13 protein-coding genes are annotated in these 15,674 nt (G+C 71.5%); 3 read left to right on the top strand and 10 right to left on the bottom strand.

Annotated features, from left to right (window positions below):
* Positions 1-182: 182 nt before the first annotated feature.
* Positions 183-1,664 carry a multicopper oxidase family protein gene (locus ACSHXN_RS10120; protein ID WP_355128147.1) on the bottom strand — a complete coding sequence of 494 codons (1,482 nt, stop codon included), beginning with the start codon at positions 1,662-1,664 and terminating at the stop codon, positions 183-185.
* Between the two features lie 278 nt (positions 1,665-1,942).
* Between ACSHXN_RS10120 and ACSHXN_RS10125 the strand changes: the two genes are divergently transcribed.
* Positions 1,943-2,260, top strand: coding sequence for a PadR family transcriptional regulator (locus ACSHXN_RS10125; protein WP_355128145.1), 318 nt, complete (start codon positions 1,943-1,945; stop codon positions 2,258-2,260).
* Positions 2,261-2,364: 104 nt separating this feature from the next.
* On the opposite strand, the gene ACSHXN_RS10130 is transcribed toward ACSHXN_RS10125, so the two are convergent.
* Together ACSHXN_RS10130 and ACSHXN_RS10135 are read right to left on the bottom strand one after the other, a co-directional pair.
* Positions 2,365-3,642, bottom strand: a complete 1,278-nt coding sequence (locus tag ACSHXN_RS10130) for an APC family permease (protein WP_355128143.1) — start codon at positions 3,640-3,642, stop codon at positions 2,365-2,367.
* Between the two features lie 267 nt (positions 3,643-3,909).
* Complete coding sequence (locus tag ACSHXN_RS10135; protein ID WP_355128141.1) at positions 3,910-5,193, bottom strand: FAD-dependent oxidoreductase; 1,284 nt, start codon at positions 5,191-5,193, stop codon at positions 3,910-3,912.
* A gap of 541 nt (positions 5,194-5,734) precedes the next feature.
* Between ACSHXN_RS10135 and ACSHXN_RS10140 the strand changes: the two genes are divergently transcribed.
* A complete protein-coding gene (locus ACSHXN_RS10140) occupies positions 5,735-6,475 on the top strand; it encodes an SIR2 family NAD-dependent protein deacylase (RefSeq protein ID WP_355128139.1) in 741 nt (246 codons plus the stop codon).
* Positions 6,476-6,578: 103 nt separating this feature from the next.
* On the opposite strand, the gene ACSHXN_RS10145 is transcribed toward ACSHXN_RS10140, so the two are convergent.
* Complete coding sequence (locus tag ACSHXN_RS10145) at positions 6,579-7,535, bottom strand: AraC family transcriptional regulator (protein WP_355128137.1); 957 nt, start codon at positions 7,533-7,535, stop codon at positions 6,579-6,581.
* A gap of 116 nt (positions 7,536-7,651) precedes the next feature.
* Here ACSHXN_RS10145 and ACSHXN_RS10150 point away from each other — a divergent pair, with 116 nt between their 5' ends.
* The gene (locus tag ACSHXN_RS10150) at positions 7,652-8,614 is read left to right on the top strand and encodes an SDR family NAD(P)-dependent oxidoreductase (RefSeq protein WP_438302959.1); all 963 of its coding nucleotides are present in this window, start codon (positions 7,652-7,654) and stop codon (positions 8,612-8,614) included.
* Positions 8,615-8,682: 68 nt separating this feature from the next.
* Here the strand turns inward: ACSHXN_RS10150 and ACSHXN_RS10155 are convergent, their stop codons facing one another.
* From ACSHXN_RS10155 to ACSHXN_RS10180, 6 genes are all read right to left on the bottom strand, one after another.
* Positions 8,683-9,165, bottom strand: a complete 483-nt coding sequence (locus ACSHXN_RS10155; RefSeq protein ID WP_355128133.1) for a methylated-DNA--[protein]-cysteine S-methyltransferase — start codon at positions 9,163-9,165, stop codon at positions 8,683-8,685.
* A 9-nt stretch (positions 9,166-9,174) separates the two neighbouring features.
* A complete protein-coding gene (locus tag ACSHXN_RS10160; RefSeq protein ID WP_438302960.1) occupies positions 9,175-10,653 on the bottom strand; it encodes an AlkA N-terminal domain-containing protein in 1,479 nt (492 codons plus the stop codon).
* 166 nt (positions 10,654-10,819) lie between these two features.
* On the bottom strand, positions 10,820-11,329 hold the full coding sequence (locus tag ACSHXN_RS10165) for an O-acetyl-ADP-ribose deacetylase (RefSeq protein WP_355128129.1): 510 nt from the start codon (positions 11,327-11,329) through the stop codon (positions 10,820-10,822).
* A complete protein-coding gene (locus ACSHXN_RS10170; protein ID WP_355128127.1) occupies positions 11,326-12,735 on the bottom strand; it encodes a phytoene desaturase family protein in 1,410 nt (469 codons plus the stop codon). The genes ACSHXN_RS10165 and ACSHXN_RS10170 overlap by 4 nt, the downstream gene beginning before the upstream one ends.
* A gap of 136 nt (positions 12,736-12,871) precedes the next feature.
* A complete protein-coding gene (locus ACSHXN_RS10175) occupies positions 12,872-13,717 on the bottom strand; it encodes an inositol monophosphatase family protein (protein ID WP_355798073.1) in 846 nt (281 codons plus the stop codon).
* Between the two features lie 117 nt (positions 13,718-13,834).
* Positions 13,835-15,664, bottom strand: coding sequence for a gamma-glutamyltransferase family protein (locus ACSHXN_RS10180; protein WP_356112037.1), 1,830 nt, complete (start codon positions 15,662-15,664; stop codon positions 13,835-13,837).
* Positions 15,665-15,674 lie beyond the last annotated feature (10 nt).

Here is a 15,674-nt window from a genome sequence, read left to right on the forward strand (position 1 = left end):
GGAGCCGGCCTGAACTCGGTGGTTCACACCGCTCCCCGTCAGAACTTTCTGATTCCACCCCGAAGCCGCCGCTCGTTCCCGCTCGGGGAGTTTCTGACGCGACCGCAGGACGTGGGGCTCCCGGCCCGAGGAAGACCGCCTCGATCGCCCGGTGGTGACCCCGGTAGGCGCCGTGGGGTGGGTCAGGTGCAGCGCAGCAGCACCATGAAGCCGTAGTCCATGTGGAGCTGCTGGTGGCAGTGGAACAGCGACAGCCCTGGTTGGTCGGCAGTGAAGTCGAAGTCGAGGGTCTGATATCCGCCGAGCATGACGACGTCCTTGCGCAGGCCCTGCGTGGGAGTACCGGCGATGTGGGTGACCTCGAAGGTGTGCCGGTGCAGATGGAGGGGGTGGATGTCGTCGGTGGCGTTGTGGAATCGCAGCCGGTAGCGCTTGCCGTGGACGACATCCATCACCGGATCATTGGTACTCATATTGAAAGGCACGCCGTTGAGGCTCCAGATATTGAAGCCCTTGTCGGCGGCGTTCTTCTTCTCCACCAGCAGGTCGATCGTGTGGTCGGGCTGCCGGGAGGGGGCGCCGGGACGGGCGAAGGTGCGGTAGTCCCAGATGAATTTCGGTGGCGCCGTCCATTGCGGAGCTCCGGTGCGCCCGGCGTACTCCACCACGGTGCCCATACCGGCGTTGCGGTCGTCGTCGGACAGGTCTCCGAGCACCCACACACCGGGACGGTTCATCTCCACCACGGCCGAGACGCGTTCGGCCGTGCCGATCCACAGCACCGGCACATCGGCCTGGCGGGGTACCGGGTTGCCGTCGAGCGCGATCACTTTGAAGGTGTGGCCGGGTAGGGCGAGGCTGCGGATCTCGGTGGCGCTGGCGTTGAGGACGTGGAACAGCACACGCTGCCCGGCCTTGACCTTGATCGGCTCGCCGTGACCGAGTTTGCGGCCGTTGATGCTGAAGGCGCGGTAGCCGACTTCGTAGCCGTGCGGCATCCCCCGGGCCAGTGAGTCGGCCATCGCCTTCTCGCCCTGGCTCTTCAGGTCCGGGACGGGGGAGCCGGCGAGGAAGTTCTGGGCCATGTCCCCACCGTGACCGAGGGAGGGTTCGAACTCCTTGAGCGTCAGGAACACTTCCTGGTCGTAGGCGCCTGGCTCCTCCTTCGGCTCGATGTAGACCGGGCCGACCTGACCGGTGTAGGTGCTCCGCGCCAGATCGCCGTGCGCGGCCACATGGGTGTGGTAGAAGCGGAAACCGGTCGGTGCGGGGGTGAAAGACAGACGGCGCGTCCCGTGTGCGGGGATGAAGGGGGTGCCCTCCTCGGAAGCGCCGTCCACGCTCGCCGGGACAAACTGGCCGTGCCAGTGCAACAGCTCGGGGACGGCGGTGTCGTTGTGGACGTCGACGATGACCGGACGGCCTTCTTTGAACCGCAGGAGCGGGCCGGGGAACTGCCCGTTGTACGTGGTGGTGGAGACGATCGTGTCCGGTGCGAGTTCCACGCGGCTCTCGGCGATACGCACCGTGTAATCGGCTTTTCCTTCGGGAGCGGCAGCGCCGGACGGGTCCCCGGAGTCGCACGCGGTCAGTGCTGGGACACCTGTCCCGGCCAGGAGGGACGCGCCACCCAGTTTGAGGGCGTTTCGACGAGAGATGGGCACAGCTCTGCTCCCTTGGGTGCTCCCGGCGGATACGGGTCAGTTATATATGCATGCAAATCAGGCCATGTGTCGCGAATTCGGTACAGCTGAAGAATGTAGCCGGGCCGCACTCCGGGCACCGTGCGGACGCGGCGGCCATGCCACATCTCCCCGCGGTGATGTGGCGCTTCCGCCCTGACGGTGCGTCGGCCGAACCCACCCGGCCCTGCCGGCGGCGCGTAAACTCGGAGGCCGATATCGGCTTCGTCACTGCCAGGTGCGGGGCATGGAGGTGGACGGTGCGTGAATTCCAGCGCGGCGCAGTGCGATTGCACATCCTGCATCACGCTGCCGAAGGAGAGATCCACGGCGCGTGGATGACGGAGGAACTGGCGCACCACGGCTACCGGATCAGCCCCGGCACGTTGTATCCGACGCTGCACCGCCTGGAGGCCGACGGGCTGCTGATCTCCGAACAGCGCATCGTCGACGGCCGCGCCCGACGCGTGTACACCGCCACTGAAGCCGGCCGCCGGGCACTGGCCGAGGACCGCAGGGCACTGGCTGAGCTGGCCCGCGAGGTCCTTGGCGACGACACCCCCCGGAAGACGGACTGACAGCGGCATCGAGCCACGTCCGCCGGCAGCCGCATCACCGTCCTCCGGACGGGCGGACCCGGCCGGCGCCTGCGTGCTGCGCTTCCTCCGTGCGGTGAGCTCCCCTACGAAGTGGGGCGTGCGGTCACCGCGCGGCGCACCGCGTATGCGCAGGCCCCCAGCAGGAGCACCGCCGCTCCCCACACCACGGACGTCACAGGCAGAGTGAAGGCCAGGAGCAGACTTCCGGCCAGACCCAGGGCAGGAATGACGCGCGGCGGACGGTTCTCCTGCGGCGTCAGCGTCCAGGCCGAGGCATTGGCCACGGCGTAGTAGGCCAGCACCCCGAAGGACGAGAAACCGATCGCGCCGCGCACGTCCACCGTCGCCGCCAGCACTGCCACGACCGCGCCGACCAGGAGCTCCGCGCGGTGGGGCACCTTGAAGCGGGGATGGACGACAGCCAGCGCGTGCGGCAGGTGCCGGTCACGGGCCATGGCGAGCGTGGTACGGGAGACACCCAGGATCAAGGCCAGCAGGGAACCGAGCGCGGCGACCGCCGCCCCGACTCGCACGACGGGTGCCAGCCGGGCCACCCCCGCAGCCCGCACCGCGTCGGACAGCGGGGCCGTGGCATCGGCCAGCCCCTGCGGGCCCAGCACCGACAACGCCGAGACAGCCACCACCGTGTAGACGACCAGCGTGATGCCGAGAGCCAGCGGAATGGCCCGGGGGATGGTCCGGGCGGGATCGCGTACTTCCTCACCCAGGGTGGCGATGCGCGCGTATCCGGCGAATGCGAAGAACAGCAGACCACCGGCCTGCAACACCCCGCTGAAGGAGGCATCCGCACCGACGTCCGACCGCGCCGCATCCGCTGCGGAGGAGGTGAGTGCGGCGACGACGACCGCGGCGAGCACGGCGAGCACCACGGCGACGATCACCCGGGTCAGCCATGCCGCCTTCTGCACCCCGGCATAGTTCACCGCGGTCAGCGCCACGACGGCCGCCACCGCCACCGCATGCGCCTGTCCCGGCCAGACGTACACGCCGACGGTCAGCGCCATGGCCGCACAGGATGCGGTCTTGCCCACCACGAAGCCCCAGCCGGCGAGGTAGCCCCAGAACTCACCGAGCCGCTCGCGGCCGTAGACATAGGTACCGCCCGACGCCGGGTAGCGGGCCGCGAGCCGCGCCGAGGACGTCGCATTGCAGTACGCCACCACGGCCGCCGCCGCGAGACCGAGCAGCAGCCCGGAGCCGGCCGCGTGCGCGGCGGGAGCGAGCGCGGCGAAGATCCCCGCCCCGATCATCGAGCCCAGCCCGATCACCACGGCATCCGGCACACCCAGCCGCCGCTCCAGCTCACCCGGGGCGGAGGCCGCCTCCGACGGTCTGCTCATCACGTGCTCCCCAAAGATGATCGTCGCTCCACGCCACGCCATCCTACGGTGCCCGATATCGGAATACGATATGACCGGGCACACGGCCTCGGACAGGGCCGCGCCGCACACGGCGGTGGCCGGGCGGCGGTCGGCGCTGTCGTTCACCACCCGTTCTGCGGAGGCGGACGTCCTCGGCTTCCAGACGGTGGCCCGCACCCGTCGCGGGCCGAGCAACCTGCCTCACCCGCCACCCGGCAGGTCCGCTGCAACGCGACCCGGGTCGCCTCAGCGGATCGCAGCGGCGCGTGCCACATGCCGGGCGATGCGCGTCGCGGCGAATCCGGTTCCCGCCACGAACCGCATCATCGGGCCGAACATCGGGGCCGCGAGTGAACCGGTGAAGTACAGGCCCGGGACCGACGACTCGAACGTATCGGAGAGATCGGGCGCCTTCGAACCGGGCACACAGCCCAGAGCGCTCCGCAGTGCAGGAGACAGGAAAGGCACCGCGTCGATGTCGAGACGGTAGCCGGTGGCCGCGAGCACGTGATCGACGGTAAGCGTCTCGGACCCACCCGGTCCATCGATGCCCAGGCGTACGGTCGACTCGGCTGCCTCGACGTGGATGACGCGACGTGACGTGCGTACCGGCACAATGCCCTCGACACGGTTGCGCAGCCACCATCCACCGGACGGCCCCAGAGCACGGCGGAAGAGCATCATGCGAGCGGCCGCGGGCAGGCGCCGCACTCCTCCCGGCGCCTTGCACACCGCGGCCAGGACCCAGCCCGTCCCGAGGGGCGAGGCCGGCTTGACCACGCGGTGGGTCCAGGGCCGCACCAGGTCCGGCTCCATCCCCCACAGCACACTCGGTTCCCGGACGAGCACCTGCACGTCGGCGCCGGCCTCGTGCAGCAGCGCGGCGCTTTCCAGCGCCGACTGGCCGCCGCCGACAACGGCCACACGCCGACCGGCATACGGCGACAGGTCCGTATGGTGGCTGGTGTGCGACACCAGCGCCCGAACCCCCGGGCCTTCGGGGACGATTCGTCGCAGTTCCTCGGGGATATGGGCGAGACCGCTCAGGCCGGTGGCCACCACGACGGCAGCAGCCGGGAACCTTCGGCCGTCGTCCAACCCGACGAGGAAATGCGGGTCCGACCGCTGGGCCCGGTCCACGGCCACGACACGGGCCGGGTCGACCTCGCCGACGTAGCGCTGCTGAAACCACAGCCCGTACCGGACGAACACGTCGCACGGGATCGGTGTCAGCTCGGTCAACTCCGACTCATCGTGCATGCGGCGGAAGTCCGCGAGCCGCCCGCCCGGCTCCGGCGCGGAAAGATCGGTCGCGGCCGGGGTCGACTTCAAGAACATCCCGGTCGCCATCGCGTGACGCCAACTGCCCATCACTTCACCGAAGATCCGGACCGGCATCCCTGCTTGTCTCAGGTGAGCGGCCACCGACAGTCCGTACGGGCCGGCGCCGACCACCACGACCGGAAGTCCCGCGTGCCCGGTCAACGCCCGCTCACGGGCGTCGCGTTGATCGGGAAGCGACTGCGTCATGCATCCCCCACTGGCCCCACGCCACCTTCCCCGAGGCAGCGCGAACTTCGGGATGGCGCGTCGGCGCAGCGCCGTCGCACCTGTCCCCCCTCCGAGGCTCAGTGTGACTCACCGGTCGGTATCGGGCGACGATATCGGCACACGTTGCCCAAAACCTGGCCGAACCATGAGACGCGGATGGCCTCGCCGGGCTCCGCGGCCTCGACTCGCGATGCAACGCCCCTTCGGATCATCGGGCCGGCTGCACCGGGCAGGTGCAGGTCGTACGTGAGGCACGTTCTCGACCGGCTGCTGGAGTTCGCCCGACACGTCCGCAACTCCTGTGCCCACGGCAACGATCGCGCAGCCGGGCACTCGCTTCCGAAGACGGCCGGCGCCGTGTATCCGCTCGTCCTCGCCCGTGCAGCGCGAGCCGCCGGGGATCCCGGTCGGTCGTGTCCTCGGTGATCCGGCGCCACGGACCGCGACCGTGGCGCGCCCGCGCGATGTTCCCGCCTGATATCCGTTCGCCTCGCGCACGAAGGCGTCCTACTCTCGCCCCATGGACAGGCCCCTCGTAGCCATTCTCAGCGGCGCAGGCATCTCCACCGATTCCGGGATCCCCGATTATCGCGGGCCCAACGGGCTGTGGCGGAAGGATCCCGAGGCCGAGAAGCTCGTGACGTACGAGTACTACATGGGCGATCCCGAGATCCGGCGGCGCTCCTGGCAGATGCGGCGCAAGAACCGGACCCTCAAGGCCGAGCCCAACGCCGCACACCGGGCCGTGGCCGAGCTCGAGCGGTCCGGGGTGCCCGTACGGGTCATCACACAGAACGTGGACGGGCTGCACCAGCTGGCAGGCCTGCCCGCCCGCAAGGTGCTGGAGCTGCACGGCACCGCCCGCAGCTTCGTCTGCACCCACTGTCACGCCCGCGGTCTCATGGAGGACGCCATCGCCCGCGTCGAGGCCGGCGAGGACGACCCGCCCTGCCTGGAATGCGGCGGCATCCTCAAATCCGCCACCGTCATGTTCGGCGAACGACTCGACCCCGTCGTCCTCGGCGAAGCCGTCGCCATCACGAAGGCCTGCCAGGTCTTCATCGCCGTGGGCAGCAGCCTCCAGGTCCAGCCCGCCGCCGCACTCGCGGCGGTCGCCGCCGACCACGGCGCACGCCTGATCATCGTCAACGCCGAACCCACTCCGTACGACGACCGCGCCGACGACGTCATACGCGAGCCCATCGGCACCGCGCTGCCCGCACTGCTGCACGAGCTGAGCGCCACGGGCGGCCGGGGCTGACGGCGGCCCCGAGCCGTGGTGCCCCGAGACCCCGCGGTGAGCCCGGGACGTCGCAGGTCGGCAGGGGCCGGCTTGCTCGGGGCCCGCGCCGGGTCGCCCGGTGTCAGTCCGCTCCGGCACCGCCCACGAGCACGACGCCGGGGTCCGGGTACGCGGACGTCTGCTTGCGGTACGCGCCGGGCGACAGTCCCGTGACCCGCTTGAAGGCCACGCTGAGTGCGCTCTCCGAGCCGTATCCGACCGAGCGGGCGATGAGGGCGACCGTGTCGGTGCTCTCCCGCAGTTGCCGGGAGGCGAGCTCGATCCGCCAGCGGGTCAGATACTCCAGAGGCCCCTGGCCGACCGTCTCCTTGAAGCGCGCCGCCAGCGTGGACCGCGACACCGCGCCCGCCTGCGCCAGTTCGGCCACCGTCCAGGAGCGTGCGGGTGCTTCGTGCATCGACGCCAGGGCCGTGGCCACCACGGGGTCGGCGAGGCCGGACAGCCAGCCCGACACCGCGTGCGGCCGGCGGGCGAGGTGCAGCCGCAGGACGTGGACGAGCATGACGACGGCGAGGTGCTCGGCGACCAGCCTCGAGGCAGGCGGTCTGTGCTGCAGTTCCTGTTCGATGGCGGTCAGCGCCCACTCCACGGCATCCGCCTGCTCGGTTCCCGCGGGCACGTGGACGACCGGGGGCAACCCGTCCAGCAGCAGCTGCTGTGCGCGCTCACCGAAGGAGAAGCGGCCGCCGATCATGTACACCTCGTCAGCGGTACCGACCCGGGCGACACCGTCCGTCGCCCTCTCGAAGACGGGGCCCGCGTCCACCGCGGTGGCCTCGGGATCACTGCGCAGGGTGAAGCGCAGCGGCCGGGTGAGCAGGTAGCAGTCGCCGGCCGCCAGATCGATCGGTTCCGGGAGCCCGTCGACCTCCAGCCGGCAGTGTCCACGTCTGACGGCGTTGAACTTCACGCCGGAGGGTGCGTCGAACCGCAGGGCCCACCGCCCTCCCGCCGCCAGGCCCGTCGACAGATGGCTCTGCGTCTGCAGCAGGCCCAACACGTCCTCCAGTGGATCCATGAGCACCTCCTCTGGACGATGACTGAAGAACCCTGGACGACAGGTTATACATCGTCCAGCGGTGTGGTTCTACGGTGAATGGCGTACGTGACTTCGCATCTCAGGAAAGACTGCCCGTGAACGCCGAATCCCGACTCACCACCCCCTTCCACTCCCACGCCACGGCCACCGAAGTGATCGACGGCGTCGACCTCACGGGACGCCGCGCCGTGGTCACCGGCGGCGCCTCCGGCATCGGTACCGAGACGGTCCGGGCCCTGGCCCTCGCCGGCGCGGAGGTCATCGTCGCCACCCGTCGTCCGGAGACCGCCGAGCCGCTGGTCCGCGAACTCGCCGCCGCCCCCGGTGCCGGCTCGGTGCGCGCCGAGGCGCTCGACCTGTCGGACATCGACTCCGCCCTGGCCTTCGCACAGGCGTGGCGCGGCCCGCTGGACATCCTGGTGGCCAACGCCGGGATCATGGCGCTCCCCACACGGCAGGTCAGCGCGGAGGGCTGGGAGCTGCAGCTCGCGACCAACTTCCTCGGTCACTTCGCCCTGGCCGGCGCCCTCCACCCCGCTCTGCGCGAGTCGGGCTCGGCCCGCGTCGTGGTCGTCAGCTCGGGTGCCCACCTGAACTCGCCCTTCGACTTCGACGACCCGCACTTCGAGCGGCGTCCCTACGACGCCTGGGCGGCCTACGGGCAGTCCAAGACGGCCGATGTGCTCCTCGCCGTGGGGGCCCGCCGGTGGGCCGACGACGGCATCACGGCCAACGCGGTGGCCCCGGGCATCATCCTCACCAACCTCCAGCGCCATCTCGACGACGACGCCATGCGCTCGTTCGGCGTGATGGACGACGCGGGGAACCTGACACCGCTGCCGCACTACAAGGACCCGGCCCAGGGCGCCGCGACCTCCGTGCTGCTGGCCGCATCGCCACTGGTCAAGGGGGTGACCGGCCGCTACTTCGAAGACAACCAGGAGGCATCGGTCCTGTCGGACGGCGCCGACCGGTCCGGGCGGGTGGCCGCTCACGCCCTCGATCCACAGGCGGCGGACCGCCTGTGGGACTACGCCGCCGAGGCCGTACGCCGCTGACGTCGGCCTGCCGGGGGCGGTGCCCGTGAGGCGGAGGTGCGGGGCGTACAGGCCCCGCACCTCCGCGCTCAGAACAGGCCCGCTCCCCGTTCGAAGTCCAGCAGGCGCCGCTTGCGGGCGAGGCCGCCGCCGTAGCCCGTCAGATCACCGTTCGCGCCGACGACCCGATGACACGGCACGATGATGCCGATGGGGTTCTTGCCGTTGGCCAGTCCGACCGCACGTGAGGCACCCGGATTGCCGAGGGCGTCGGCCAGTTCGCCGTACGAGCGGGTCTCCCCGTAGGGGATCTTCCGCAGCTGCTCCCACACACTGCGCTGGAACGGGGTTCCCTGCAGGCGCATCTGGAGGGTGAAGTCCTTCGACTCGCCCGCGAAGTAGGCCCGCAGTTGTGCGGTCGCCTCGCCGAAGGGCGTGTCGTCGCGCTCCCCGAAGGTCTCCTCCGGCGGTCGGTGGCGCTGTCCTTCCATGTACAGACCGCACAGGACGCCGTCGTCGGCGACAAGGGTGAGCGGGCCGTACGGGCTGTCGATGACGCTGTGCTGCTTCATGGAACGTCCTTAGACCGGGAGGAAGTTGATCGGGTGGCTGTCGGTCGCCCAGAGGTACTGGACCGCGTACGCCCGCCACGGCCGCCACCCTGCCGCGCGTGCGGTGAGCGCGGCCGGCGTGGACGGCAGGCCCAGTTCCCGGGCCGCGCGCCGGATGCCGAGATCCGTCGGCAGGAAGGCGTCGGGGTCGCCCAGGGCGCGCATCGCGATCACGTCGACGGTCCAGGGTCCGAAGCCGGGCAGCGTCCCCAGCCGCGCCCGGCTCTCCTCCCAATCGCTCTCCACGCCCAGATGGAGGGTTCCTTCGGCGAGCTGGCGGACGAGGGTGGTGAACGTGGTGCGCCGGGTGCGCGGCATCGCCAGGGACTCGGGATCGAGCGCGGCGAGCGCCTCGGGAGCAGGGAAGAGATGGGTGAGGCCGCCCTCGGCGTCCTCGATCTGCTCGCCGTGCGCGGTGACCAGACGGGCCGCGTGGGTGCGGGCGGCGGCCGTGGAGACCTGCTGGCCGAGGACGGCCCGTACGGCGAACTCGGCCTCGTCGACCGTACGCGGGACCCGGCGGCCGGGGGCCTTGTCGACGAGCGGCGCCAGCACCGGGTCGGCCCGCAGCTGGTCGTCGACCGCGACCGGGTCGGCGTCGAGGTCGAGCATGCGGCGGCAGCGGCTGATGGCGACGGGCAGATCGCGCATGTCGCTGAGGGTCAGACGGCAGGCGATGTGGTCGGTCTTCGGGGTCAGTGCCACGATCCCGTGCCCGTAGGGCAGCCGGAGCGTGCGCCGGTAGGCACCCTCGCGCCACTCCTCCACGCCGGGTACGGAGGTCGCGGCGAGGTGGCCGAAGAGGTTGTCGGGGTTGAGCGGGGCCCGGAACGGCAGGCGCAGGCTCAGGACGCCGGGGGCCACCACCGTCTTCTTCGGCAGGCGGCTGCGCAGTTCGCTCGGGGCGAGCGCGAAGACCTCCCGTACGGTGTCGTTGAAGGTGCGGATCGAGGAGAAGCCCGCCGCGAAGGCGATCTCGGCCATCGGCAGCGCGGTCGTCTCGATGAGGACCCGGGCGGTCTGGGCTCGCTGGGCCCGGGCGAGCGCGAGGGGTCCCGCGCCCAGTTCGGCGACGAGCTGGCGCTCGATCTGGCGGGTGCTGTAGCCGAGGCGGGCCGCGAGGCCGGGCACGCCCTCCCGGTCGACCACGCCGTCGGCGATCAGCCGCATGGCGCGGGCGACCAGGTCGGCGCGCTGGTTCCACGCGGGCGAGCCGGGGCTGGTGTCGGGCCGGCACCGCTTGCAGGCCCGGAATCCGGCCTGCTGACATGCGGCGGCGCTCGGGTAGAAGATCATGTTCTCCGGCTTCGGCGGTACGACCGGACAGCTGGGTCGGCAGTAGATCCTCGTGGTCAGGACGGCGGTGAAGAACCAGCCGTCGAAACGCGCGTCCTTCGACTGGACGGCGCGCACGCAGCGATCCCAGTCGGTGTGCATCCCGTTCCGCATGCCTCCAGCATCGGCCATGGGCCGGAAGCCGGCTGGCGGAAATCCGACATGAAGGTGGACCTACCAGGAATTCTCTTCTGCTCAGCCCTGCGACCTGGGGTTCTGTCCCCGGCACGGCAGCACGGCGACAACCGCGCGGGGGCCCCGGTCCGGTATGCCGACGGGGTCAGCCGGCCTGCGCGGCGAACGCCTCGTAGGCCCGCTCGTCGAACAGGACGAACCTGATCTCCTCGACGGCCGTGTCCGTCGAACGCACCGTCTCCACCGCGATGCGTGCCGCGTCCTCCATCGGCCAGCGGTAGACGCCGGTGGAGACGGCGGGGAACGCGACGGTACGGGCCCCGAGTCCGTCGGCGACCCGCAGCGCTTCCCGGTAGCAGGAGGCGAGCAGCTCGGAGCGGTCCTCCGAGTCGGCGAAGACCGGGCCCACCGTGTGGATCACCCAGCGGGCGTCGAGTTCACCCGCGGTCGTGGCGACCGCCTGGCCGGTGGGCAGGCCCCGGCCGTAGCGGGAGGCACGCAGCGCGCGGCACTCCTCGAGGATCGCGGGGCCGCCCCGGCGATGGATCGCACCGTCCACGCCTCCGCCGCCGAGCAGCGAGGAATTGGCGGCGTTGACGATCGCGTCGACGCTCTGCCGGGTGATGTCGCCCTGGACCAAAGTGATGGTGGTCATGCCTGTCTCAGCCTCCTCCACACGGCTTTCGCCGCGTTGTGGCCCGACATGCCGTGCACACCGGGACCGGGCGGCGTGGCCGACGAGCAGATGAAGACGGCCGGGTGCGGCGTGCTGTACGGGAACAGGGACAGTTTGGGGCGCAGCAGCATCTGCAGCCCGGACACCGCGCCGGAGGCGATGTCGCCGCCGACGTAGTTGGCGTTGCGGGCGGCCAGTTCGGGCGGGCCCGCGGTGGCACGGGCGAGCACCCGATCGCGGAAGCCCGGTGCGAAGCGCTCCAGTTGGCGTTCCAGTGCGTCGGTGAGGTCGCCTCGCCAGCCGTTCGGCACATGGCCGTACGCCCAGAAGACCTGCTTGCCCTCGGGCGCCCTGGTGGGGTCGGCGACGCCGGGCTGCACGGTGATGAGGAACGGTGCGTCGGGGGCCCGGCCCTCGCGGGACGCGGCGCGCAGGGCGGTGCCGATCTCCGCGCGGTCGGCGCCGACTTGAACGGTCCCGGCGACCCGTGCCTCCTTCGCGGTCCACGGCACGGGGCCGTCCAGGGCGTAGTCCACCTTGAACACGGCGGCGCCGTAGCGGTAGCCGTCGTAGTACCTGCCGAGGCCCGCGATCCGGGCCAGCGCGGTGGGCGAGGTGTCGAAGATGTACGCGCGCGCCGGGGGCAGGTCGTCGAGGCGTTTGACCTCGTAGTCGGTGTGGATACTGCCGCCCAGGTCCTCCAGGTAGGCGGCGAGCGCGTCCGAGACGGACTGGGAACCGCCGCGGGCCACCGGCCAGCCGCGGGCGTGCGCCGCGAGGGCGAAGATCAGACCGACGGCGCTCGTGGCCAGGCCGCCGAGCGGGGCGATCACATGGGCGACGAGCCCGGCGAACAGCGCCTTGGCCCGTTCGTCGTGGAAGCGGCGCATCAGCCACGTCGACGGAGGCAGGCCGACGAGCCCGAACCGGGCCAGGGTGAGCGGGTCCCGTGGCAGGGCGGTGAGCGGCAGGGACATGAAGTCCTTGGCCAGGGTGTCCCAGCGACTCAGGAAGGGCTCGACGAGCCGGCGGTACGTCCCCGCGTCGCGCGGCCCGAAGGAGGCGGCCGTCTCGGCCACCGACCTGGACAGCACCGCCGCGGTGCCGTCCAGGAAGGGATGTGCCATCGGAAGCTCGGCGTGCAGCCATTGGAGGCCGTAGCGCTCCAGGGGCAGCGCCCGGAACGCCGGGGAGTTGACACCGAGGGGGTGCGCCGCGGAGCACGGGTCGTGCCGGAAACCGGGGAGCGTGAGCTCTTCCGTGCGGGCGCCCCCGCCGATGGTGTCGCGGGCTTCGAACACGGCGACGGAGAATCCGCGCCGGGCCAGCTCCACGGCGGCCGTCAGTCCGTTGGGCCCCGCCCCCACCACGACCGCATCGAGCATCGACGGCACCTTCGGACTCCTTCGTCAGTCCACGCCCAGTGCCCCTCAGGATATGCCGCGGGACTGACACTCCATCGGGGCGGGGGGCAGCCCTCGACTGAGGCCGCGGTTCCGCTTTCGGCGCGGCACCACGGGGTCAGGCACCGCCGGACAGCAGGCCCAGCACCCGGCGGGCCGTGGCCTCGTCCCTGGCCGCGGTGAAGGGCAGGGCGTTTCCGCCGGTGATGCGGAACGGCTCGCCCGCGAGGGTGAGGTGGGCACCGCCCGCCTCCTCGACCAGCAGCAGGCCGGCCGCGTGATCCCAGGCCGCCTCCCAGGAGAAGGCGGTGGCGTCCAGCAGGCCCTGCGCGATCTGCAGATACTCCAGTCCGGCGGAACCGCACGACCGCGGACGGATCCCCTCGGTCTGCAGGCCGAGAAGTGCGCGCTTCTGGTCGTCCGTCGTGTAGTACGGGTGGGAGGTGGCGACCTCGAGATCGCGGTCCGGCGCCGGGGAGCCGGCGTGCAGGCGCACTCCGTCGAGGAAGGCGCCCTCGCCCCTGACGGCCGTGGCCAGCCGGTCGTGGACCGGTGCGTATGTCCACGAGGCATACAGGACGCCGCGCTGGGCGAGCGCGACCAGCGTGCAGAAGCCGGGGTCGCCGTGGACGAACTGCCGGGTGCCGTCGACGGGGTCGACGATCCAGACGGGGGCGTCGCCGCGCACGGCGTCGTAGGTCGCCGGGTTGGCGTGGACGGCCTCCTCGCCCACCACGACCGAACCGGGCAGCAGCTTGACGAGCGCCTCGGTGAGGTAGGCCTCGGCCTTGCGGTCGGCGTCCGTGACCAGGTCGTGGGGGCCGCTCTTCTCGTCGATCTCGTGGTCGGCGAGCCGGCGGAAGCGCGGCATGATCTCGGTGGCGGCAGCCTGGCGCACGGCCTCCGCCACCTCGGACGTGCGGTGAGCGAGAAACTCGTCGATGGTTTCGATGTCGTCGATCATGTCTCCATGAGAGCATGCATGACTGACAATCCGACCCCACACGGTGCACTCCGGGTGGATTCGGCGTGAATACGGGGCTTCGGGGGCTCTTCCGGCCGAGCCGGGCCGGAGCGGCCGTCACCGTCCGACCGCGTACCCCTGCATCCCGCGCGGATTCGCCGCCGCGGACAGCACGCCCGTCCGCGGGTCCCGGGCGACCGCGCACAGCCGCCCCTCCGACCAGGCCTCGCCGACCGTGACGTCGTGACCGCGCCGGCGCAGTTCCTCGACCACGCGGGGGTCCGTACGGGACTCCACCGTGACGCTGCCAGGGCGCATGCCGCGCGGGAAGAAGGAGCCGGGAAAGCTGTCGTTGTGCCAGTTCGGGGCGTCGATGGCCCCCTGGAGGTCGAGGCCGCCGCGGATCGCGGGCCGCAGGGCCGCCGCCAGGAAGAAGTGCAGCTGCCACTGGTCCTGCTGGTCGCCGCCGGGTGTGCCGAACGCGAGCACCGGTACCCCGTCGCGCAGCGCGATCGAGGGGGTGAGGGTGGTACGGGGGCGCCGGCCCGGGGTGAGGGAGTTCGGCAGCCCTTCGTCGAGCCAGGTCATCTGGAGCCGGGTGCCGAGCGGGAAGCCCAGCTCGGGCACGACCGGGTTGGACTGGAGCCAGCCGCCGCTGGGCGTGGCGGCGACCATGTTGCCCCAGCGGTCGACGACGTCCAGGTGGCACGTGTCGCCGCGGGTGGTTCCGTCGGCGGCGACGTCCGGCTCCCCGGGCACCGGGGAGGTGGGGCTCTTGGCGACCGTCGGCTCACCGACTCCCATGGGGTCGAATCCGGGCTCGTCGGCGGCCACCGCGCGGGCGCGCTCGCTCAGGTGCGGAAGACGCCCGCCGGGCGCGCCGGGGCGCAGCTCGTACGACGCCTTGCCGTCGACGAGGGCGCGCCGCTCGGCGTTGTACGTGTCCGAGAGCAGGTCGTCGAGCGGCACCTCGGCCGCGTCGCCGTACCAGGCCTCGCGGTCGGCCATGGCGAGCTTGCAGCCCTCGATCAGCAGGTGGACGTACTCCGCGGAACCGTAGGCCGGCAGCTCGGGCGGGAGCAGGGCGAGCTGCTGGAGCAGGACCGGGCCCTGACTCCAGGGGCCGGCCTTGCAGACGGTCCAGCCGTTCCAGTCGTAGGATGCCGGGGCCTCGTAGCCGGCGGACCAGCCGGCGAGGTCGTCGGCCGTCAGGGTCCCGCTGTGGCGTTCGCCGCTGGTGTCCATGGTGGGCCGCGCCGACTGCCGCACCAGGGCTTCGGCGATGAACCCCGACCGCCACACCTGTCGTGCCGCCTCGATCTGCGCCTCCCGGTCACCCGCCCCGGACACCTCGGCGAGCAGCCGCTTCCAGGTCGCGGCGAGGGCCGGATTGCACAGCAGCTCACCGGCTGCCGGCGCCTTCCCGTTCGGCAGGTACACCTCGGCCGACGAGGTCCACTCCGTCTCGAACAGCCGGCGTACGCTCTCGACGGTCTCGCCGACCCGCTCCACGGGCGCGTGCCCGTGCTCGGCGTACCCGATGGCGTACTTCAGGATGTCCGCGAGGCTCTTCGTGCCGTGGTCGCGCAGCAGCAGCATCCAGGCGTCGAAGGCGCCCGGGACGGCCGCCGCGAGGGGTCCCGTGCCGGGCACGAGTTCCAGGCCGAGTCCCCGGTAGTGGGCGACGGTGGCTCCCGCGGGGGCGACGCCCTGCCCGCACAGCACCCGTACCTCGCCGCCGGCCGGGGCGAGGAGGATCGGCACCTCACCGGCGGGCCCGTTCAGGTGCGGCTCCACCACATGCAGCACGAACGCACCGGCGACGGCCGCGTCGAAGGCGTTGCCGCCGTCCTCCAGCACGGCCATCGCCGACTGCGAGGCCAGCCAGTGCGTGGAGGACACCATGCCGAAGGTGCCTTGAAGCGTGGGCCGGGTGGTGAACCGCATCTCTCACCTC

Origin of the sequence: Streptomyces sp. HUAS TT11 (genome assembly GCF_051553595.1) — a bacterium.
GTDB lineage: Bacteria > Actinomycetota > Actinomycetes > Streptomycetales > Streptomycetaceae > Streptomyces.